19 protein-coding genes are annotated in these 19,487 nt (G+C 71.8%); 4 read left to right on the forward strand and 15 right to left on the reverse strand.

The features are described 5' to 3' along the window. The first annotated feature begins 59 nt into the window (after positions 1-59). Together Drose_RS23935 and Drose_RS23940 are read left to right on the forward strand one after the other, a co-directional pair. Positions 60-890 carry a cyclase family protein gene (locus Drose_RS23935; RefSeq protein ID WP_260723546.1) on the forward strand — a complete coding sequence of 277 codons (831 nt, stop codon included), beginning with the start codon at positions 60-62 and terminating at the stop codon, positions 888-890. Then, the gene (locus tag Drose_RS23940) at positions 883-2,301 is read left to right on the forward strand and encodes an MmgE/PrpD family protein (protein WP_260723547.1); all 1,419 of its coding nucleotides are present in this window, start codon (positions 883-885) and stop codon (positions 2,299-2,301) included. The genes Drose_RS23935 and Drose_RS23940 overlap by 8 nt, the downstream gene beginning before the upstream one ends. Before the next feature lie 171 nt (positions 2,302-2,472). Here the strand turns inward: Drose_RS23940 and Drose_RS23945 are convergent, their stop codons facing one another. Together Drose_RS23945 and Drose_RS23950 are read right to left on the reverse strand one after the other, a co-directional pair. Further along, a complete protein-coding gene (locus Drose_RS23945; RefSeq protein ID WP_260723548.1) occupies positions 2,473-3,459 on the reverse strand; it encodes a quinone oxidoreductase family protein in 987 nt (328 codons plus the stop codon). Next, complete coding sequence (locus Drose_RS23950; RefSeq protein WP_260723549.1) at positions 3,459-4,157, reverse strand: hypothetical protein; 699 nt, start codon at positions 4,155-4,157, stop codon at positions 3,459-3,461. The genes Drose_RS23945 and Drose_RS23950 overlap by 1 nt, the downstream gene beginning before the upstream one ends. Positions 4,158-4,526: 369 nt before the next feature. Here Drose_RS23950 and Drose_RS23955 point away from each other — a divergent pair, with 369 nt between their 5' ends. Beyond that, entirely contained in the window at positions 4,527-5,714 is a 1,188-nt protein-coding gene (locus tag Drose_RS23955; RefSeq protein WP_260723550.1) for a CaiB/BaiF CoA transferase family protein, read from the forward strand. Positions 5,715-5,731: 17 nt separating this feature from the next. Beyond that, positions 5,732-7,225: a dihydroorotase gene (locus tag Drose_RS23960; protein ID WP_260723551.1), complete on the forward strand. Its 1,494-nt coding sequence runs from the start codon at positions 5,732-5,734 to the stop codon at positions 7,223-7,225. Position 7,226: 1 nt separating this feature from the next. Here the strand turns inward: Drose_RS23960 and Drose_RS23965 are convergent, their stop codons facing one another. From Drose_RS23965 to Drose_RS24025, 13 genes are all read right to left on the reverse strand, one after another. Beyond that, positions 7,227-8,063 (reverse strand): HpcH/HpaI aldolase/citrate lyase family protein, encoded by an 837-nt coding sequence (locus Drose_RS23965; RefSeq protein WP_260723552.1) that lies wholly within the window; start codon positions 8,061-8,063, stop codon positions 7,227-7,229. A 539-nt stretch (positions 8,064-8,602) separates the two neighbouring features. Then, complete coding sequence (locus tag Drose_RS23970; protein ID WP_260723553.1) at positions 8,603-9,199, reverse strand: hypothetical protein; 597 nt, start codon at positions 9,197-9,199, stop codon at positions 8,603-8,605. Continuing rightward, positions 9,196-10,062, reverse strand: coding sequence for an HpcH/HpaI aldolase/citrate lyase family protein (locus Drose_RS23975; RefSeq protein WP_260723554.1), 867 nt, complete (start codon positions 10,060-10,062; stop codon positions 9,196-9,198). The genes Drose_RS23970 and Drose_RS23975 overlap by 4 nt, the downstream gene beginning before the upstream one ends. After that, positions 10,059-11,219, reverse strand: a complete 1,161-nt coding sequence (locus tag Drose_RS23980) for an acyl-CoA dehydrogenase family protein (protein WP_260723555.1) — start codon at positions 11,217-11,219, stop codon at positions 10,059-10,061. The genes Drose_RS23975 and Drose_RS23980 overlap by 4 nt, the downstream gene beginning before the upstream one ends. Then, positions 11,203-11,667 (reverse strand): Zn-ribbon domain-containing OB-fold protein, encoded by a 465-nt coding sequence (locus tag Drose_RS23985; RefSeq protein ID WP_260723556.1) that lies wholly within the window; start codon positions 11,665-11,667, stop codon positions 11,203-11,205. Before Drose_RS23985 ends, Drose_RS23980 begins: the two co-directional genes overlap by 17 nt. Continuing rightward, a complete protein-coding gene (locus Drose_RS23990) occupies positions 11,664-12,812 on the reverse strand; it encodes an acetyl-CoA acetyltransferase (protein ID WP_260723557.1) in 1,149 nt (382 codons plus the stop codon). The genes Drose_RS23985 and Drose_RS23990 overlap by 4 nt, the downstream gene beginning before the upstream one ends. Then, on the reverse strand, positions 12,809-13,243 hold the full coding sequence (locus Drose_RS23995) for a MaoC/PaaZ C-terminal domain-containing protein (protein ID WP_260723558.1): 435 nt from the start codon (positions 13,241-13,243) through the stop codon (positions 12,809-12,811). The genes Drose_RS23990 and Drose_RS23995 overlap by 4 nt, the downstream gene beginning before the upstream one ends. Further along, positions 13,240-13,740 (reverse strand): MaoC family dehydratase N-terminal domain-containing protein, encoded by a 501-nt coding sequence (locus Drose_RS24000; RefSeq protein WP_260723559.1) that lies wholly within the window; start codon positions 13,738-13,740, stop codon positions 13,240-13,242. Before Drose_RS24000 ends, Drose_RS23995 begins: the two co-directional genes overlap by 4 nt. Further along, the gene (locus tag Drose_RS24005) at positions 13,740-14,951 is read right to left on the reverse strand and encodes a Rid family hydrolase (protein ID WP_260723560.1); all 1,212 of its coding nucleotides are present in this window, start codon (positions 14,949-14,951) and stop codon (positions 13,740-13,742) included. The genes Drose_RS24000 and Drose_RS24005 overlap by 1 nt, the downstream gene beginning before the upstream one ends. Further along, positions 14,948-16,324: an MmgE/PrpD family protein gene (locus Drose_RS24010; RefSeq protein ID WP_260723561.1), complete on the reverse strand. Its 1,377-nt coding sequence runs from the start codon at positions 16,322-16,324 to the stop codon at positions 14,948-14,950. The genes Drose_RS24005 and Drose_RS24010 overlap by 4 nt, the downstream gene beginning before the upstream one ends. Further along, positions 16,321-17,574, reverse strand: a complete 1,254-nt coding sequence (locus Drose_RS24015) for a CaiB/BaiF CoA transferase family protein (protein WP_260723562.1) — start codon at positions 17,572-17,574, stop codon at positions 16,321-16,323. The genes Drose_RS24010 and Drose_RS24015 overlap by 4 nt, the downstream gene beginning before the upstream one ends. Next, positions 17,571-18,611 (reverse strand): LLM class flavin-dependent oxidoreductase, encoded by a 1,041-nt coding sequence (locus Drose_RS24020; protein WP_260723563.1) that lies wholly within the window; start codon positions 18,609-18,611, stop codon positions 17,571-17,573. Before Drose_RS24020 ends, Drose_RS24015 begins: the two co-directional genes overlap by 4 nt. After that, positions 18,608-19,138 carry a MaoC family dehydratase gene (locus Drose_RS24025; protein ID WP_260723564.1) on the reverse strand — a complete coding sequence of 177 codons (531 nt, stop codon included), beginning with the start codon at positions 19,136-19,138 and terminating at the stop codon, positions 18,608-18,610. The genes Drose_RS24020 and Drose_RS24025 overlap by 4 nt, the downstream gene beginning before the upstream one ends. Positions 19,139-19,487 lie beyond the last annotated feature (349 nt).

The raw sequence follows: 19,487 nt of genomic DNA on the forward strand, positions 1-19,487 counted from the left end.
TCGGCCGGGCCACCCGCAACGGACCGTCCGTTGCGGACGAGAGAATTTGAGGAAACCACGTGACGACCGAGTCTGCCCTTTCCCGGAATGGAATGTGGGAACGGCTGGCCCGAGGGCGGGTCATCGACCTCGCCCAGCCGATGCGCCAGGGCATGCCGCAGTCGGCGAACCATCCGCCGTTCCGGATGATCATCGAGCGCCGCCACGGCGACACGGTCCGGTCGGACGGCGGCTCGGCGGCGAACGAGTTGATCGTCACGGGTGGGCACGTCGGGACACACGTGGACGCGCTGGGCCACGTGTCCCAGGACGGCAGGGTTCACGGCGGCATCGCGGCCGAGACGATCCAGTCGAACCGGGGCCTGGCCCAGCTCGGCATCGACGCCTTCGAGCCGTTCGTTGGGCGTGGCGTGCTGCTCGACGTCACCCGCGTGCACGGGCTCCCCGTGCTCCCCCCGGGCTACGAGATCACCCCGGAGGATCTCGAGGCGGCCGCCGCACTGGCCGAGGTGGAGCTGCGCCCCACGAACGCGGTGCTCATCGGCACCGGATGGTCGAGGCTGTGGTCCGAACACGACAGGTTCATCGGCCGGGACAGCGGGGTGCCCGGACCCGGTGTCGCCGCCGCGCGCTGGCTGGTCGGCCAGGGCGTGCGGGTGGTGGGTGGTGAGACCATCGCGTTCGAGCGGCTGGCGCCGGGTGCCGGGCACTCCGTGCTGCCGGTGCATCGCGTGCTCCTGGTGGAGAGCGGCGTGAACATCATCGAGACGATGCGCCTGCACGAACTTCTGGACACTCACGTCGCGGAGTTCCTCTTCGTGCTCGCGCCGCTGTCCATCGTCGGCGCCACCGGGTCACCGGTCCGGCCGCTGGCGGTCGTCGATGAGTGACGTGACGCAGGTCCAGCAGCTCGCCGCCTTCGCCGCGGGCTGCCGCGACGACCTTCCGGCGCACGTCGCCGAGGACGTCACCAATCGCATCCTCGACACGGTGGGGAACATGCTGGCCGGGCGGGCCGAGGCCACCGACCGCACCGACTCCGGCCTGGCCGTGTCGCGCGCCGTGCAGGAGTGGGGCGGCCGGCCGCAGGCGTCCGTGATCGGCGCCGCGCAGCGGCTGCCCGCGGTGTCCGCCGCGCTGGTCAACGGGGCCTTCGCGCACGCGTTGGACTTCGACGTCACGCATCTGCCCTCGGTGCTGCATCCCAGCGCCTCGGTCGTGCCGGCGGCGCTGGCCGCCGCGGAGTCGGTGCGTGCCCGGGGAACCGACGTGGTCGCCGCCGTGGCGGCGGGCATCGAGATCTGCAACCGGCTGGGGATGGCCTCGTACCTCCCGAGCCTGCGCAATTCGCTCTTCTTCGAGAAGGGCTTCCACGCCACGTCGATCTGCGGCACGATCGGCGCCGCGGTCGCGGCCGGCATGCTCTACGGCCTGGACGCCGACGGTCTCGCCTCGGCGATCGGCGTGGCGGCGAGCATGGGCGCGGGCATCCTGGAGGCCAACCGGACCGGCGACACGGTCAAGAAGATCCACTGCGGCTGGGCCGCCCACGGTGGCATCGCCGCCGCGGCGATGGCCCGGGAGGGCGTCACCGGCCCACCGACCGTGCTGGAGGGACGGTTCGGCTTCTTCGCCGCCTACCTGGACGGGCAGTACGACAGCCGCGCGATGCTCGACGATCTCGGCACCCGGTGGGAGCTGCTGCGCACCGTCTACAAGCCGTACCCGTCCAACCACTTCACGCACCCGGGCATCGACTGCGCCCTGGCGCTGCGGGCCGGCGGCCTGGACCCGGCGGACATCGCCGACATCGAGCTCGGAGTCGCCGGACCGACGCTTCGCACCATCGGCGAGCCCAGAGCGGCGAAAGTCCGCCCGGCATCGGCGTACCACGCGAAGTTCTCCGGCCCGTTCACCGTCGCCACCGCGCTGCTGGGCGGCGGCGGCCTCGGGGTCTACCTCGACGACTTCGTTCCCGGCGCGGAGGCGGACCCTGCCCGGCTCGCCCTGGCGGACCGGGTGACCTGCGTCGACGACCCGCGGGCCAGTGAGATCTTCCCGAACGCGTTCGCCGCGGTGCTGACGGTACGGACCCGCGGCGGCGCCGTCCTCAGCCACCGGGTCGACTCCTCCAGGGGCGGTCCCGAGCACCCGTTGACGCTCGCCGACCACCGCCTGAAGTTCCGGCTCAACGCCGGCCGGGCACTTCCCGAGGAGCGGGTCGCGCAACTCGAGGAGGCGGCGACGGCGTTGGCCGGCGGCGAACCGGTCGACCGCCTGCTCGCGCTGACCCTTCCCTGACGGACGCGAGCCGCGGCTCGCGCCATCATGACCAGCGCCGCCGGGCTGAGGCCGCGCCGGTCGTGATGGACAAGACCGCACCACAGCGGGCTCGTCGTCGCGACGAGCCCCACTGCGGTCACGCTGATCATCGCGCCGCTCCCCGTAGGTCGGTTCGCCGCGCGGCGTCGCCTATCGCGTGAGCAGGGTGCGGCCCACCGTCGCGCCGGCACGCGCGAAGGCGGTGGGCGCGTCCGAAAGGTCGTACACCGCACCGATGGTGGGCTCGAACCGCCCGTCCGCGAGATCGGCCAGCACGTCGGCGAGCACGGCGCGCTGCCGCTCCCCCGCGACGGTCATGAGGTTGAAGCCCATGAGGCGGTGCTCCTTGGCCATCAGCGCGCCGATGACGATCTCCGTGACCATCCCGGCCGTATAGCCGAGCACCACGTGCCGGCAACGGAACGCACCCGCACGCATCGCCGCCGAGAGCACCGGGCCACCCACGCAGTCGATGATCACGTCCGCGCCGGCCCCGCCGGTGAGCTCGAGAACGTCGCCGGCGAGGTTCGCCAGTCCGATCGGCGTGACGGCCGGGCCCGCCTGAGGTATGGCGGAGGGCGTCCGGGCCGCGGCGATCACGCGTGCGCCGTGCGCCGCGGCGACGGTCACCGCCGCCCGACCGACCGCACCCGTACCGCCGAGCACGAGCACCGTCTCGTCCGGCGTGAGCGCCGCGGTGTCGAACAGCGCCAGCCGCGCGGCGAGCCCGCCGGCCGACCCCGCGGCAGCCCGCCGCGGGTCGAGTCCACCGGGAAGTGCCACCACCTGGTCACGCCGGACGGTGAAGCGCTCGGCGAACGTGCCGGGCCGGGTGATACCCATGCCGGTCAGTTCGCCGAGCACGTAGACAAGGGCGCCGTCGAGGGCGCCGCCCGCCGCGGACGGGACGACCCGGGCGACGGCCGTCGTGCCCAGTCGCAGCGGGGGCGCGGCGGCGACCGGCATCCGACCGGCCGCGATCTGCCGGTCCAGCGGTGACACGTCCGCGGCGACGAGCTGTACCTCGACCTCGTCCGGGCCGGGTCTTTCGACCGCCTCTTCGACGATCTCGATCTGTGGTTCGTTCCCGGCTCGCGCCAGTACCACCGCCGGGTTCACCGGCCGGTCCGCCGGCATCAGCCGCTGATCCAGGTGCTGCCTGGCTTGAAGACGCCGAGCAATGCGGCGCCGAACACGCACGCCCAGATCACCACGACGAACGGGATGCTGCGCCGCATCGACCGGGCGAGGATCGCCTCGGCCTCCGGGTCACTGTTGCCGGAGGCGATGCGGCCGAAAGCCGGCCCGAAGGGGAGCAGCATCATCCGGATGCCCACGCCGCAGGCGACCGCGATCGCGTAGAGCCCGACCTTCACACCGAGCCAACGCGGGTCGCTGTCAGCCCCGAACGGCGCCGGGTTGACGAACGTGTAGACGGCGGCGCCCAGCATCACCACGATGACGATGCCTCGCGCGACGAGGTCGAGCCGGCGCACCAGCGCGCCCAGGGCCTTGCCGTGCAGCCAATGATCGGCGAGCAGCAGGCCGAGCCAGATCAGTGACGCCACCCACACCGCCGCCACAGGCCAACCGACGAAGTCCTTGCCCAGGGGATGGGCGGCGATCAGCGATACGCCACTCGGCAGGAACAGCACCAGACAGATCTTGGGTGACATGTCCAGCCAGCTCATGATTCGCAGCGCGATCGTCCGGGTCTGGGCCGAGAGATCCGGCCTCAGGACGAACCGGCTGGAATAGAAGACGCCGAGATCGGCGCCGAGCCAGTACGTGAGCAACATGAGGTGCAGCAACACCAGCGCACTGTGCAGAGTCATCAGCCGTCCTTCATTCGTTCCTATGGATGGAACGCCGTTTCGGTGACCCTAGTGGGCGCGACAGCCACTGGCAACGCCCATCCCCGCCGTGCCGAGAGGAAGGACACCGACGACGACCGCGCCGGGACCACCCGACCACGGCAGCGCCGGCCGTTCCGGCGTTCCGCACCGCGCTCGGCGTTCGCACCGCCCGCACCGGCCCGCTCCCGGCCGCACCCGACGCGCGGTCGCCCGGGCCGACGGGCTCGCCGCGCCGGAACCGTTCGTCCCACGTTGCCCCTTGGCCACCCTTGCGGCCTCGGTTAGGATCAGCGAAACGCTGTTTCAATCGCCGGAACACTAGGGTCAGCACAAGGACGTGATGCACACATGATGCCGCTTGAGGGCCTGCGAGTGCTCGACGCCTCCACCATCCTCGCCGGACCGTTGTGCTGCCGGATACTCGGTGACTTCGGCGCCGAGGTCATCAAGATCGAGCATCCGCGATACGGCGACAGCATGCGCGGGCACGGCCACCAGAAGGACGGCGTGCCGGTGTGGTGGAAGGAGATCAGTCGCAACAAGCGGACGATCGGTCTCGATCTGGGCAAGCCCGAGGGGGCCGAGCTGTTCCTGCGCCTGGCGGCCACCGCCGACGTCGTGGTGGAGAACTTCCGCCCGGGCACGCTGGAGCGCTGGGGCGTCGGGCCGGAGCAACTGCACGAGGCGAATCCCGGACTGGTCATCGTCCGCATCACCGGGTTCGGCCAGACCGGACCCTACGCGCACCGGGCCGGCTTCGGCACCCTGGCCGAGGCGATGAGCGGGTTCGCCGCGATGACGGGCGACCCGGACGGCCCGCCGACGCTGCCCTCGTTCGGGCTGGCGGACAGCATCTGCGGCATCGCGGCGTCGTCGGCCACGCTGATGGCGCTGCGCCATCGCGACCAGCACGGCTCGGGGCAGGTGGTGGATCTCAGCATCCTCGAACCGATCATGGCGGCGGTGGGTCCGGCCGCGACGGTCTACGACGTGCTCGGGATCGTCGCCGAGCGCCACGGCAACCGATCGACGAACAACGCCCCGCGCAACACCTACCGCACGAGCGACGGCTCATGGGTCGCCATCTCGACCAGCGCCCAGCGCATCGCCGAACGCGTGCTGCGGCTCGTCGGACACCCGGAGGTGATCGACGAGCCGTGGTTCAAGTCCGGCCGGGAGCGGGCCGAGCACGTGGACCTGCTCGACGCCTACGTCGGCGACTGGGTCGGCCAGCGGACCCGCGCCGAGGTGCTCGAGGCGTTCGAGGAGGCCGGAGCCGCGATCGCGCCGGTCTACGACGCCAAGGACATCGTCACCGACCCGCACATCCGGCAGGCGGAGATGCTGACCAAGGTGGACGACGAGGACTTCGGTCCGATGCTGATGCACAACGTGATGTGGCGGATGTCGGCCTCACCGGGTCGCATCCGCTTCACCGGGCGCCCGCTCGGCGCCGACACCGATGCCGTCTTCGGCGAGCTGGGCTGCTCGCCGCAGGAGCTAGCCACCCTCCGCGAAGCGGGAATCGTGGCGTGACCAAGGAGCCTAACCCCATGCCGACCCCAGACTCAGCGCCGACCCTCGACCTGATCGTGAAGAACGTCCGCGTCGTGCGTCCCGATGACGCCACGACACCCACGCTCGATCTCGGCATCGCCGGCGGTCGTTTCGTCCGGCTGGAGCCGGAGATCGACGCCGCCGAGGCGGCCCAGGTCGTCGACGGCCGCGGTCGGCTCGCCTTTCCCGGCGTCGTTGACGTGCATCAGCACTGGGGCATCTACAACCCTCTCGGCGAGGACGCCCGCTCGGAGAGCCGGGCCGCCGCACAGGGCGGCGTGACCAGCGGCATCACCTACCTGCGAACCGGTCAGTACTACCTCAACCGGACCGGCCCCTACGCCGAGGTCTTCCCCGAGGCGCTGCGGGCCACCGAGGGCAACGCCTTCATCGACTACGGCTTCCACCTCGCGCCCATTCTCAAGCAGCACATCGACGAGATCCCGGATCTCATCGGCGAGTTCGGTGTGCCGTCCTTCAAGATCTTCATGTTCTACGGCACGCACGGCCTGCACGGCCGGTCCGCCTCGCAGAACTCGTTCCTCATGATTCCCGAGGACGAGTCCTACGACTACGCGCACTTCGAGTTCGTCATGCGCGCGATCCAGCGGGCCCGTGAGGACGACCGGTTCCGGGACCTGGCCGACTCGATCTCGCTGTCGCTGCACTGCGAGACGGCCGAGATCATGCGGGCCTACACCAAGATCGTGGAGGAGGAGGGGGTGCTCACGGGGCTCGAGGCGTACAGCGCATCGCGCCCGCCGCACTCCGAGGGCCTGGCCATCACGATCGCCTCGTACCTGGCGCACGAGACCGCGCTGCCGACGATCAACCTGCTGCACCTCTCCTCGGCCAAGGCGATCGAGGCGGCGATGCTGATGGCCCAGACCTTCCCGCACGTCGACTTCCGCCGTGAGGTCACCATCGGCCATCTCCTCGCGGACATTCACACCGCGAGCGGCATCGGCGGCAAGGTGAACCCGCCGCTTCGCCCCAGGGAGGACGTGGAGGCGCTCTGGCGTCACATGCTCGCCGGCGACTTCTCGTGGGTGACCAGTGACCACGCGTGCTGCCGGGACGAGGCGAAGTTCGGCGAGCCGCGCGACAACGTCTTCCTCGCGAAGTCGGGCTTCGGCGGTGCCGAGTACCTGCTGCCGGGGCTGATCAGCGAGGGACGCAAGCGCGGCCTGCCGGACCAGGAGGTCGCCCGGCTCACCGCGTGGAATCCGGCGCAGCGCTTCGGTCTGCGCACCAAGGGCACGATCGCGACCGGCTACGACGCGGACTTCTGCCTCGTCGACGACACCGTGTCCTACGTGGTGCGCGCGGCGGACTCCGAGTCGGCCCAGGAATACACGCCGTTCGAGGGCTTCGAGCTCACCGCCCGGGTCACCGACACGTTCCTGCGCGGCGAGGCCGTCCTGGCCGACGGCCAGATCGTGGGCCGGCCCAGGGGTCAGTACCTGCACCGGCCCACCGCCCGTCCGTGACTCAGCCGCCGTGGCCCGCCGCACGCGCCAACAGGCGGCGGGCCTGGCGGACGACCGCCTCGTCCACCATCCGGCCACGCGCGTCCACCACCACGCCACCCGCGGCCGCCTCGAAGCGGGCGATCAGGTCGCGGGCCCGATCCACCTCTTCGGCACCGGGCGTGAAGACCTCGTTCACCACGGCGACCTGGGCGGGATGGATGCAGGCCCGGCCGACGTAGCCCAGCCGCGCCAAGGCCATCGTGGACGCACGCAGCGCCTCGAGGTCGGTGAAGTCGGTCGAGACCGGAGCCGCCGGAGGGCCGATCCCGGCAGCCGCGGAGGCGAGCACGACCTGCGAGCGCACCAACAGCAGTTCACGCTCGTCCTCCCCCGGGCTCACCCCGAGGTCGGCGCGCAGGTCGGCCTCGCCGAGCTGGAGCCTGACCACCCGTGGCGCGGCCGCGATCGCCGGCGCGCGCATGACCGCCGCGGCGGACTCCAGCAGCGGCACGACCGCCGTCGACGAACCGATCGAACCCAGCAACGCGTCGAGCGCCTCGACCTCTGCCGGTGACTCGCACTTCGCGACCACCAGACCACGCACCGCCGGCGCGCCGGCCACGGCACGCACGTCGTCGTCGCGCAGCGGTCCCGGGTTGACGCGCACCCAGATCTCGACGTCGCCCGGCTGTACCGTGGTGACCCACTCGGCGACGGCGGCGCGGGCCGCGGCCTTGCCGCCCGGTGGTACCGCGTCCTCCAGGTCCACGATGAGCGCGTCGGCCCCGCGGGAGAGCGCGCGGTCCAGCTTCGCCGGGGCGTCACCCGGCACGTACAGGTACGATCGCGCGGTCATCCCGACGTCACCCCGGCCCTGCCGTTCCTTCCCCGGTCCGAGCGGCGGCCGCGGTGCCCGGCTCGCCGGGCCGTCACCCGCCCGTCCGGGGGCCTCGGCCCCTCCCTCTCGGCGTCGTGGGGCATCGCGACGATATCGGCACCGAGGCCGGCCGGGCGGAGACGGACCGCGATCCGCGCGTCCTCGCGCGGCTTCACGGCACGGCCCGATCAGGTTCCAACAGCATGACTCTGATCCACTCCTGTCGATCTCATACCGCACTGTGACCGGCCGGCCACCCGTGGTATGGCACCAGCCGCATCCGAGACTCGGCACACTAGAAACGATGTTTCGCTAGTCGGAACACACCTGTCAAGCCCGGGCCGGGGACCGCGCGACCGGGCGGCGTATCGGGCCGACGTCGACACGACGGCCGACCTTCTGGCCGCGCGGCGAGCCCGGCGGGCGGCGCGGCCGGCCCCGCCGCCTACCAGCCAGTGCCCGGCAGGCTCCGTCGCGCACCCCGGGTCTGCCACTGCGGGCCGAAGCGGACCGCGGACTCAGCCGCGCTGGACGCGGACGACGCGGACGACCCGCCCTCCGTCGCCCGGTCCCGCCGGGGCACCGGCCGCCAGCCGGTGCCACCAGGTCAGCCCGACATCCACCGAGTCCCCCTCGGCCTCGGTGACCGGCTCGCCGGGGGCGTGCACGACCCAGTCCGCCCCGGGCGTCGACAGCAGCGGCCCCGCCGCGGCGCCCTTGACGGACACCGTGACGATCCCGTCCATGACCGCGCCGTCGAGCTGCTCGGCGGGACGGAACACGGCGGGGCCACCGAACCAGGCCAGCACGGTACATCCCTCCGGTGCCCGCATGTCGGTCCGCAGGAAACGCGGCGGAACGTACGTCAGGTCGCCAGGGTGACGGCGAACCCCTTCGAGGTCGAGGAATCCCGTCAGAACGATGAACTCCTCCCCCGCCAGGTATCCGCCCGGCCGGACCCGCTCGAACCCGGCCGGGAACCGGCCGAGGATCGCGAACGTGTCGCCGGTCGAGTCGAGGCGCACCAGTTCGATGCCCCGGTTGGCGCCCGGCATCGGCGCTTCGCGCCAGCGGTGGTCGCCGCGGGTCAGGTCGGCATGGGTGATCCGGGTCATCGGCGCGCCGCCATCGCCGCCATCGCCAGCGTCTTGCGGGCGCTGCGGAGCACCGCGACGTCGACGAGCCGGCCGTCGTCGTCGAGCACGACGCCCTGGCCGGCGGCCTCGGCCGCCGCGAAGACCCCGATGACCGACCGTGCCTCGGCCACCTGCGCCTCGGTCGGGGTGAAGACCTCGTGGACGACCGCGAGCTGTGCCGGGTGGACGCAGGCGCGCCCGACGAAGCCCTGCCGCCGGACGAGCCGCGTCGAGCGCGCCAGCGCCGCCGGGTCGGCCGTGATCCGCGAGACCGGCCCCACCGGGGGGTTGATCCGCGCGGCCGTGCTGGCCAGGACGATCATCGTGCGGATGCCCGCCAGCTCCGCCTCGTCCTCGCCGGGGGTGATGCCGGTCTCGCCGGTGAGGTCGACCTCGCCGATCTGGAGCTGGTGGACGCGGGGCCGGGCCGCGATCGCGGCGGCCTCCAGCACCGATCCGGCTGTTTCGATCATCGGCATCAGCAGCGTGTCGTGGTCACCGAGGCCGCTCAGCAGTTCGCCGACCTCGACCACCTCGTGCGCGCTCTCGACCTTGGCCAGCACGAGTCCCTTGACGGCCGGGATGCCGGCGAGGGCCGCGGCGTCGGTCAGCCGCAGCGGAGCCTGGTTGATGCGGACCCACAGCTCGGTGTCGAGGTCGGCCGGCTGTGCCCGCGACCACGCCACGACGGCCGCACGGGCGCTGTCCTTGTCCCGCAACGGCACCGCGTCCTCGAGGTCGAGGATGAGCGCGTCGGCTCCCCGCCCCAGCGCCTTGGCCAGCATGGCCGGCGCGTTACCCGGCACGTAGAGATAGGAGCGGGGCAGTCCCGCGGTGCTCATCCGACCACCGTCTCGCCGCGCATGAGGGACTTCGCCACCACGGTCCGCAGGACGTCGTTGGTTCCCTCGCCGATGCTCATCAGGATGGCGTCGCGGTACAGCCGCTCGACCTCGAACTCGGTGGAGTAGCCGTAGCCGCCGTGGACCTTCATCGCGTCGATCGCGGCCTCCAGCGCCACCTCCGAGCAGAAGATCTTCGCCATGCCGGTCTCGCCGTCGGCGCGGCCCCGGCGTACCGCGTCCGCCGCCCAGTAGGCCATCAGCCGCGCCGCCTGGACCTGGGTGGCGAGGCTCGCCAGCTTGAGCTGGATCGCCTGGAAGTCCCCGATGACCCGGCCGAAGGCCTTGCGCTGCTGGGCGTACGCCAGCGCCTCGTCGTGGGCCCGCTGGGCGATGCCGACCGACCGCGCCGCGATGTTGACCCGGCCCCACTCCAGTGCCGAGAGCACCTGCTGCATCCCCTTGCCCTCGACGCCGCCGAGCAACTGGCCGGCGGGCACGCGGACGTTGTCGAGCAGGATCTCGCAGGACTCCGTGCCCTTGTACCCCAGCTTCGGGATGTCCTTGGTGACCGTGAATCCCTCGGCGTCGGACTCGATCAGCAGGACACTCATGCCCCGGTGCGCGGGTGATGCCGCCGGGTCGGTCTTGACCAGTACCGGCAGCGGGTTGGCGTACCGGGCGTTGGTGATCCACATCTTGGCGCCGTTGACGACGTAGTGGTCGCCGTCGCGCTTCGCGGTCGTGCGGATGCCCTGCAGATCGGTGCCGGCGTCGGGTTCGGTGAGGCCGATCCCGGTCCGCCGCCGGCCGGTGGCGAGCTCGGGAAGGTACCGCTCCTTCTGCTCCGCCGTGCCGTGCGTCGCGATCAACCGGCAGGCCAGGGAATGGCTGCCCAGGATCCCGGCGATGCCCATCCAGCCCCGGGAGATCTCCTCGAACACGATCGCGAAGGAGACCGGGTCCAGATCGAGTCCGCCGAACTCCTCGGGGACCGTGATGCCGAACAGCCCGATGTCGGCCATGCCCTTGACGATCTCGGTGGGGTACCGGCCGGTCTGCTCCCACTCGCGCGCGACGGGAATGATCTCCCGGTTCACGAAGTCACGCAGGAGCGATCGGAACTCGCGCTGGACGTCGTCAAGCTGGAAGTCCACGGTGCTGCCTCTCTGCCGCGGGCACCTCGGCCCGGTCGGGTTCGCCCTCAACGGGATGGAAGACCGGCAGCGCACGGCCGTCCGGCAGGTCGGCCCAGGCCACCCGGACCCGGTCGTCGACGACCCATTCGTCGCCGGCGTCCCTCCCCTCCAGCCGGGTCAACAGGATCGGCCCCTCGTCCAGCCGGACCCGGGCGACGACGTAGGGGACCTCGAGCCCCGCCCGCGGCGCGCGGTGGACCACGGTGAACGAGTCGACGGTCCCGGTGCCGGACGCCGCGCGCCAGCCGAGCCGCTCGGTCGATCCACAGTGGATGCACAGCGCCCGCGGCGGGTGCTGGACACCGTCACACGAGCCGCACGACTGCACGACCAGCCGGTGCTCGGTCGTGGCCGCCCACCAGTCCTGGGTGACCTCGTCGGCCGGGGGCACCTCGGGTGCGGTCATCGGTCCACCCCCAGGACGACCGTCGCGTGGGTGGACAGGATCCCGCCGGTGCCGTGCGCCAGGGCCGTACGGGCACCGGGCACCTGCCGCGCCCCGGCCTCACCACGCAGTTGCCGGACCGCCTCGACGAGCAGCAGGATGCCGTACTGTCCGGGATGGCAGTAGGAGAGCCCGCCGCCGGAGGTGTTGAGGGGGAAGTCCCCTCCGGGACGGATGCGCCCGCCCTGGATCCAGTCCAGCGCCTCGCCGGCACCGCAGAAGCCGAGCGCCTCGATCGTCAGGGCGACGGTGATCGTGAACGAGTCGTACACCTCGACCACGTCGATGTCCGCGGGGGTCAGCCCGGCCCGGCCCAGGGCGTCGGCACCGGACCCGACCGCGCCGGTCACCGTGAGATCGTCGACCGCGGTCATCGAGGTGTTCGTCGTGCGCTCGCCGTATCCGAGCACCTCGACCGGCTTCCTGGCCAGATCGGCGGCGCGTTCCAGCGAGGTGAGCACGACCGCGCCGCCGCCGTCGGTGACCAGGCAACAGTCGCCGACGGTGAGCGGGCTGGACACCATTGTGGAGTTCAGGACGTCGTCGGCCGTGATCGGTCCGGCGCCGTAGCGGAACGCCGCGGGGTTGAGCAGTGCCCACTCGCGTGCGGCGACGGCGACCTCGGCGAGCTGTTCCCGCGTGGCGCCGAACCGGTGCAGGTACTTCTGCGCCGCCATCGCGTAGTACGACAGCGGGTACAAGGGGTCGTACGGCGTCTCGAACTGGGCCTCGGGCGTGTGGCTCTCGACCACGCCGGCCAGCGAGCGTGATCGGGCCGAGCGCTGGTTGGACGCGAAGCTGACGACAACCGTGTCGGCCTGCCCGGCGTTGATGGCCTGGACCGCGCGGGCGACCATCATCTCGTACGCCGAACCGCCGGCGTACGTCGAGTCGGTCCAGCGCGGTTCGACACCGAGATACTCGGCGAGCTGGGTGGCCGAGAAGCGGGAGATGCCCGTGGTGGCGAGGCCGTCCACGTCGCGCAGCCGCAGCCCGGCGTCGGCGAGGGCCCGGGTGACCGCCTGGGTCTGCAACCCCAGGATCGAGCGGCCGGTCACCCCGAGATCGCTCTCGGCCACGCCGACGATCGCGACGCCGGTGCTCACCGTGCCGCTCCCGGCCCGTCGGCGGTGCCGAGCAGCACGGTGGCCGACGCCGGCTCCGCCGCCGAGCGCAGCTCCTTGCCGTCGGCGTCCACCACGACGACCCGCTGCCGGACCACCACGTGATCGTCGTGGGCCTCGACGACCGTGCCCTCGCAGCGCACCGTCTCGCCGGCGAAGACCAGGGCCTTGAAGGTGAACGCCAGCTTCTGGACGAAGCATTCGGGCCCCAGCCAGTCCTGTAGCTGCTCGACGAGCAGTGCCCCGAAGACCTGGCCGTCCACGACGGGCGCCGGCAGGCGCCGCGCCTTCACGAAGTCCGGGTCGTAGTGCATCTTGTGCCAGTCCCACGTCGCACCGGCGTAGGCGACCATGTCGGTGAGGGAGATCGTCCGTTCCAGCGGCGGGACCGCGGCACCGGGTCGAAGGTTCATGCCCGCTCCCCCAGGGACACGAAGATGATCGTCTCCTCGTTGGTGGCCAGCAGCTCGCCGTCCTGGTCGCGGTACGTCGCCCGGGACGTGACGATCAGCATGTCGGCACCACCGCCCGTCTTCTTCTCGGTCATGTCGGCGATCTCCCAGGTGGCGGTCACCACGTCCGCGGGCCGGATCCGGCGGTGGAACTCGTAGGAGTTGCCGCCCCGCACCTTGCGGGTGTTCGGCAGCTCCAGCCCCCAGGTGTGCCCGGCGTAGCCCTCGGCGTCCATCGCCACGTCGGCGTACTGGTTCGTCTCGCAGATGAGGGTCGGCGGGGCGGTGACCCCGGCGAGCCCGTGTGCGCGGGCGTACCCGGCGTCGACGTAGAGCGGGTTGTCGTCGCCGATCGCGAGCGCGAAGTAGCGGCCCGCGGCCGCGCCGAGCGGCTCGGGCGCCGTGTAGGTCTTCGTGGTCCCGATGAGCGCGCGGAGTTCGTCGGTCAGCAGGCTCATCACGCCTCTTCCGGGTACAGCGCGGTCGGGAAGACCTCGATCATGAGCTCCGGGCGGAGCAGGCCCTTGCAGATCGCTCCGGTCGACGCCGGCCACGGCGGCGTCAGCAGCCGCTCGCGCACCGGCGCGACCACCCGGTACTCCGGCAGCGCCGACTCGACGCAGTACTCGGTGGTCGCGAGAAGGTCCTGCGGGCCGAGACCGGCGTGGCCGAGCAGGTGCAGGATCGCCCCGTACGTCGCCTCCGCCTGCGCCTCGAGGTTGCCGGGGTGCAGCACCTGCTGGGTCTCCATGTCCAGCGCGCCGAAGCCGGACATGTAGAGGGTCCGGCCCGCCTTGATGCCCGGCGCGTAGGTCAGCGTGTCGTACCGCGACCAGCCGGGGTTGACCAGTTCGAGGGGGTGGCGGGACGCGGTGACGTCGATGACCACCAGCGACTCCGGATGGTGCAGCCGGCTCATCAGGATGCCACCCGCGCCCGGGTAGACGCCCGCCCCGCCGAGGCGCTCCTTGCGGACCCGGTGTGCCTTGCGGTAGACGGTGCGGGTCTCCGGCGTCGAGTAGTCGTAGGTGGTGACGGCCGCGTCGATCGACAGGCCGGCCGCCCGCAACAGCTCGTCGGCCTTGTCCAGGCAGTAGGCGTACTGGCCGACGAAGTCGCCCGGGTGGACGACGTCCCCGTTCGCGTCGATCGGGACGACGGTGGGCAGGTAGACGGCCCCGTCGTGCCCCTCCCGGACCGGCGACGCCGCCCACACGCCGGCCTCGCGCGGCTCGCTCGCCACGCGCAACCGCCGGCCGCCGCCGTCGACCGCGTGCAGCTCGACCTCCAGGAAGGCCGTGGAGCGGACCAGCCGCTCGACGACGATCGTGGAGACGGTGGGCTCGTGGCCGCCGAAGACCTCCCGGCGCACTCCGGCGGCGGCGGCGTAGTCGCCCAGGCTGGCCACGGTGACGTTCTCGGTCACCCGGGTGACGTCCTGCGGACCGAGGCCGGCGCCCTCGAGAATGGTGAGGACCTTCTGGTAGGCCGTCCGCGCCTGCTCCTCCATCGAGCCGCTGACGGTCATCTTGCCGACGGACTTGTCGAAGGCCGCCGAGGTGTGTCCCGACGTCCAGGCCGCCTTGCCGGCCGCGAGACCGAGACAGAACGTGAAACCGTCGTAGGGAAACCACGGAAACTCGGCGGGGCGGATGGCGTGCAGCGTCATGCTTCTCCCTCGGTGCGAGCCGCGGCGGCGGTGCGCGCCACCACCGCGAGAACGGCGTCGATGTCTGGCTGGTCGTCGAGCGATTCGAGCCGGGCGACCAGCTCGGCGGTGTCCGTGCCGGCGTTCCCGGTGAGCTTGGCCAGCAACGCGTCACGGCTGAGCGGTCGTTGCGGTCCACCCGCGCTCCGCGTGACGGCGCCGACCACCGCACGGCCGTTGTGCAGCGTGATTCGCACCCTGCCGGGCGCGTCGGCGGCCACGACGGCCGCCGGGACGATGTTCCACCGGACCCGCGCGGCGAGGGCCGCGACGCCGGGGCGGGCGATCGACTCGCCGTCGAACGTGTCGAGCCCGATGCGGCCGTCGGTGACCAGCGCGGCCACGCTCCACGGCAGGGAGAACTTCGCGGCGTACGGGCTGGCGGGCCGGGTCAGGTCACGCGAGGCGGCGCAGACGACCGCGGCGGAGTCCGGGTGCACGTCGGCGACGATGGTGTCGACGTCGCCGGGAACGAACTCGACCTGCTCCCGCGCGTCGAGCACCGCGTCGAGCGTCGCGTGCGAGAGCTGGCAGGCCGGGTAGGGCTTGATGCCGATCCGCGTGGTCTCCCACACGGAGCCGAGCCCGGCCGAGATCGCGCTCGGATCCACCGGGCCCTCGGTCAGCGCGTCGTAGACGCTGTGGGGGCCGTCGAACACCGTCTCCGGGCCGGTGGCACCGGCCGCCGCCAGCCGCGCCGCCATGAGTCCCGCCTGGGCGGCGAAGCCCGGGTGGAGCTGCTTGGTCGCGGCTCCGGTGCCGAGGAAGGCCAGCAACCCGCCGGCCTGGCTGCCGGCGATGCCGAGCGCGTTGACCGCCTGCGCGCGGTCCAGGCCGGTGAGCCGGGCGGCGACCAGCGCCGCGGCGAAGACACCGGTGGCCATGGTCGCGTGCAGGCCCCGGGCATGGAAACCGTTGGGCGCGGCGGCCGCCACCCGGCACACGGTCTCGTAGCCGACGACGGCCGCGTCGAGGACCTGGGCGCCGGTCGCGCCGACCTGCTGCCCCACGGCGAACGCCGCCGGCAGCACGACGGCGGTCGCGTGGACGAGCCCTCCCGCGTGCGTGTCGTCGAAGTCGAGCGCGTGCACGAGGGTGCCGTTGGCCAGCGCGGCGGCGGGTGCGGAGATCTTGCCGTCCACGCCCAGGATGGCGGCCTCGGGCGCGCCGCCCAGTCCGGCGGCGACCTCGATCGCCGGATCGGCGGCCCGCAGGCGCAGCGCGGCGAGCGCCGCGCCGAAGCCGTCGAGCAGGTGACGGACGGCGGCCGCACGTACCGGTGCGGGGAACCCGGTGGCCCCGAGCCCCCACTCCGCCAGCTCCACGGACCTCATCGCGAGGCCGCGTCCGTATCGACGCCGCTCTGCGGGACGGCGGGCGCGGGCCGCTTGCCGAAGGCGCCCTGGGCCTTGAGCGACTCGACGCGCTCCTCGTCGAGCCCGAGGATGGTCCGCGTCACCAGGTCGAAATCCTCGTTGCGCCGGGGCGCGCGGCGGTAGGTCGGCGGCTGGGAGCCGACGCGCACGGGCGACGCGACCTGCTCGACGGTGCCGAACCTGGGGTGCTCGGTCGCCACGATCAGTCCGCGGGCCCGGGTGTGCTCCTCGCGGAGGGCGGCCGGCACGTCGTTGATCGGGCCGCAGGGAATGCCGGCGGCGTAGAGCACCGCCAGCCACTCGTCCACGGACTTCTCCAGGAAGATCGCCTCCAGGAGCGCGAGCAGCTCCTGGCTGTGCTGCTGGCGGCCGGCGAAGGTCCCGTAGGGCGAGCCGGCCGCCGCCCATTCGGGATGGCCGACGACCTCGGCCAGGCGGGCCCAGAACTTCTCCTTCGCGCAGCCCACGACCATCCAGCCGTCCTTGGCCTCGAACACCTGGAAGGGCACCAGCGAGGGGTGCGCGGAGTGCCGGGTGCGGGTGGGGGTGAACCCGGCGTTGAGGTGCCAGGTGGCCGGATAGGTAAGCATGCCGATCGCGGTGTCGTAGAGGCTGACGTCGCAGTCCATGCCGACGCCGTCGCGCCGGGCGGCGTGGACCCCGGCGAGCAGCGAGATCGCGGCCACCAGACCGCCGGAGTAGTCCACGAGCGACAGGCCCGACTTCGTCGGCGGTCCGTCCGGCTCACCGGTGAGGTCCATCCAGCCGCCGAGTCCCTGGAGCACGTAGTCGTAGCCGGGCTCCTTGCGGCGCGGGCCGGTCATCCCGAAGCCGGTCAGCGAGACGCAGACGATCCGCGGGTTCAGGTGCTTGAGGTCGTCGTACGTGATGCCGATCTTCGCCGGCACGTCGCCGCGCAGGTTGGAGTAGACGACGTCGGAGACCTTGACCAGTTCCTCGAAGACCTTGCGACCCGGCTCGCTCGACAGGTCCAGCGAGAGGCTGCGCTTGTTCCGGTTGAAGGTCTCGAAGAACAGCGAGTCCTCGTCCTCGCCGTACGGCGGGACGTAGCGGCCGACGTCACCGCCGACCGCGGGGTCCTCGATCTTGATGACCTCGGCGCCCAGATCGGCGAGGTGGACGCTGCCGAACGGGCCGGCACCGTACTGCTCGACGGCGATGATGCGCAGATCGGCGAGGGGTTTCATCGGGTGCCTCCGGTGAGATCCGCGATCATCGAGATGATCTCGTCCTGTGCCTTGCGGGTGTCTTCCGCGGCGACGCCGTGCGTCGGGGGGCTGAGCTTGACCGAGTCGGCCTTACCCTCGTAGGCGGCGATGCGGGCGGCCACGTCGTCGCGGTCGCCGGACATGGTCAAGGCGTCGACCATCCCGTCGGTCACGCTGTCGGCGAGGTAGTCCGCGCCCTTGCCGGAGCGGAACGCCTCGATGACCGCCCGCTGTTCCTCCCCCAGGTCGTGGAACTCGAAGAAGTCGGCGTAGGTGCGCACGCTGGCGTAGAAGCCGACGAGCCCCGCGGTGCGGCGCCTGGCCACCTTCGGGTCGCTGTCCACCGAGCAGCACGCCGACACCACGACGTCGAGGTTCGCGCGGGTCCTGCCCTCGGCCCGGGCGAGACCGACCTCGAGGTCGGGAAGGACCCGCTGGGTCAGGTACGCCGGCGAGCAGAGCTCGTGGCTGATCCATCCGTCACCGATCGCGCCGGCGAGGCGGGTCATGTGCGGGCCCATCGCCGCGAGATAGATCGGGATGTCCGGGCGGGTGGGCGCGAACGGGCGTTCGTAGCCGCGGATGCGCATGGGCTCGTACTCGCCCGGGAGGTCGATGGTCGCCCCGGTCGTGGTGGTCGCCCAGAAGTGCCGGACGTTGCGCACGGTCTCCTTCAGGTGCGCGACCGGTTTGCCGAACCGGGCGTTGTGCCAGTCCTCGTTGAGGCGCTGGACACCGCTGCCCAGCCCGAGCACGAACCGCCCTCCGCTGAGTTCGTCGAGGTCGAGCGCCTCCAGGGCGGTGACCATCGGGCTGCGGGTGAACGCCAGCATGATCGAGGTGCCGACCTGGGCGGTCTCGGTCGCCTGCGCCAGCGCGGCGGCGGTGCCGGTGGCGCTGCGGTGCAACTCCGACACCCACAGCGCTTCGGCGCCGGCCGCTTCCGCCCGGCGTCCGGCGTCGGCCAGTTCCGCGAGCGTCTCTCCCCAGGGCTGGTACGTGATGCGCAGGCTCATGCGACGCTCTTGTCCAGCGAAAGCGGCTTCTTGCCCTCCGGGAAGATGCCCGCCAACTGCTCGGCGCCGCGCTTGTAGACGTAGAACATGCGCTTGAAGCTGCACACCTCGTCGCCGTGCTGGTTGAGCGTCCGGGTCCGGACGGTCACGATGCCGGCGTGCGGGCGGCTGGCCGACTCGCGCTTTTCGAGCACGATGGACTCGCTGTAGAGCGTGTCGCCGGCGAAGACCGGGTGGGTCATCCTGATCTCGTCCCATCCGAGATTGGCGAATGCGTTCTGGGTGAGATCGGTGACGCTCTGACCGACGGCGATGGCCACGGTCAGGGTCGAGACCACGAGCGGCTTGCCGAACTCGGACCTGGCGGCGTACTCGGCGTTGAAATGCATCTGGTTGGTGTTCATGGTCAGCAACGTGAACCAGGTGTTGTCCGCCTCGCTCACCGTTCGGCCCAACGGGTGTCGATACACCGCGCCCACCTCGAAATCCTCGAAGAAGCGTCCCGTCCAGCCTTCTGCTATCGCCATGTCAAGCCTCTCCAGGTAGCCCTGATCCGGTACCTCGACCCTAAATGTCTGACATTTTGCTGTCAAGGGTGGGCGGTGCGGTCGTCGATCCACCCAGCGACGCCTATTTCAAATATCAGACGTATTTGATCACGGGCTGCCGAAAGCCCGGTTTCACGACATGCGGACGCGCCGGTCGCCGCGCGCCGCCGACAGCCCTGCCGGGACGGCCACCCGGGCCGCCGGGCGCAGGGAGACGCGGCCGTGGGCCGTGACGCCCGCCGCCGGCCTCCCGGGCCCGTCGCACCGGCCCCCGCCGCTACCGGCGGCAACGGCGCGGACCGCGCGTCGCGGCCGAGTGCGGCAGGGT

The organism is Dactylosporangium roseum (assembly GCF_025264685.1).
GTDB classification, from domain to species: domain Bacteria; phylum Actinomycetota; class Actinomycetes; order Mycobacteriales; family Micromonosporaceae; genus Dactylosporangium; species Dactylosporangium roseum.

What these genes read in the sequence shown, in the direction of transcription:
- Drose_RS23940 (WP_260723547.1), top strand. Translation starts at nt 883, where the DNA reads ATGAGTGACGTGACGCAGGTCCAGCAGCTCGCCGCCTTCGCCGCGGGC.
- Drose_RS23945 (WP_260723548.1), bottom strand. Translation starts at nt 3,459, where the DNA reads ATGCCGGCGGACCGGCCGGTGAACCCGGCGGTGGTACTGGCGCGAGCC.
- Drose_RS23950 (WP_260723549.1), bottom strand. Translation starts at nt 4,157, where the DNA reads ATGACTCTGCACAGTGCGCTGGTGTTGCTGCACCTCATGTTGCTCACG.
- Drose_RS23955 (WP_260723550.1), top strand. Translation starts at nt 4,527, where the DNA reads ATGATGCCGCTTGAGGGCCTGCGAGTGCTCGACGCCTCCACCATCCTC.
- Drose_RS23960 (WP_260723551.1), top strand. Translation starts at nt 5,732, where the DNA reads ATGCCGACCCCAGACTCAGCGCCGACCCTCGACCTGATCGTGAAGAAC.
- Drose_RS23965 (WP_260723552.1), bottom strand. Translation starts at nt 8,063, where the DNA reads ATGACCGCGCGATCGTACCTGTACGTGCCGGGTGACGCCCCGGCGAAG.
- Drose_RS23970 (WP_260723553.1), bottom strand. Translation starts at nt 9,199, where the DNA reads ATGACCCGGATCACCCATGCCGACCTGACCCGCGGCGACCACCGCTGG.
- Drose_RS23975 (WP_260723554.1), bottom strand. Translation starts at nt 10,062, where the DNA reads ATGAGCACCGCGGGACTGCCCCGCTCCTATCTCTACGTGCCGGGTAAC.
- Drose_RS23985 (WP_260723556.1), bottom strand. Translation starts at nt 11,667, where the DNA reads ATGACCGCACCCGAGGTGCCCCCGGCCGACGAGGTCACCCAGGACTGG.
- Drose_RS23995 (WP_260723558.1), bottom strand. Translation starts at nt 13,243, where the DNA reads ATGAACCTTCGACCCGGTGCCGCGGTCCCGCCGCTGGAACGGACGATC.
- Drose_RS24000 (WP_260723559.1), bottom strand. Translation starts at nt 13,740, where the DNA reads ATGAGCCTGCTGACCGACGAACTCCGCGCGCTCATCGGGACCACGAAG.
- Drose_RS24005 (WP_260723560.1), bottom strand. Translation starts at nt 14,951, where the DNA reads ATGACGCTGCACGCCATCCGCCCCGCCGAGTTTCCGTGGTTTCCCTAC.
- Drose_RS24010 (WP_260723561.1), bottom strand. Translation starts at nt 16,324, where the DNA reads ATGAGGTCCGTGGAGCTGGCGGAGTGGGGGCTCGGGGCCACCGGGTTC.
- Drose_RS24015 (WP_260723562.1), bottom strand. Translation starts at nt 17,574, where the DNA reads ATGAAACCCCTCGCCGATCTGCGCATCATCGCCGTCGAGCAGTACGGT.
- Drose_RS24020 (WP_260723563.1), bottom strand. Translation starts at nt 18,611, where the DNA reads ATGAGCCTGCGCATCACGTACCAGCCCTGGGGAGAGACGCTCGCGGAA.
- Drose_RS24025 (WP_260723564.1), bottom strand. Translation starts at nt 19,138, where the DNA reads ATGGCGATAGCAGAAGGCTGGACGGGACGCTTCTTCGAGGATTTCGAG.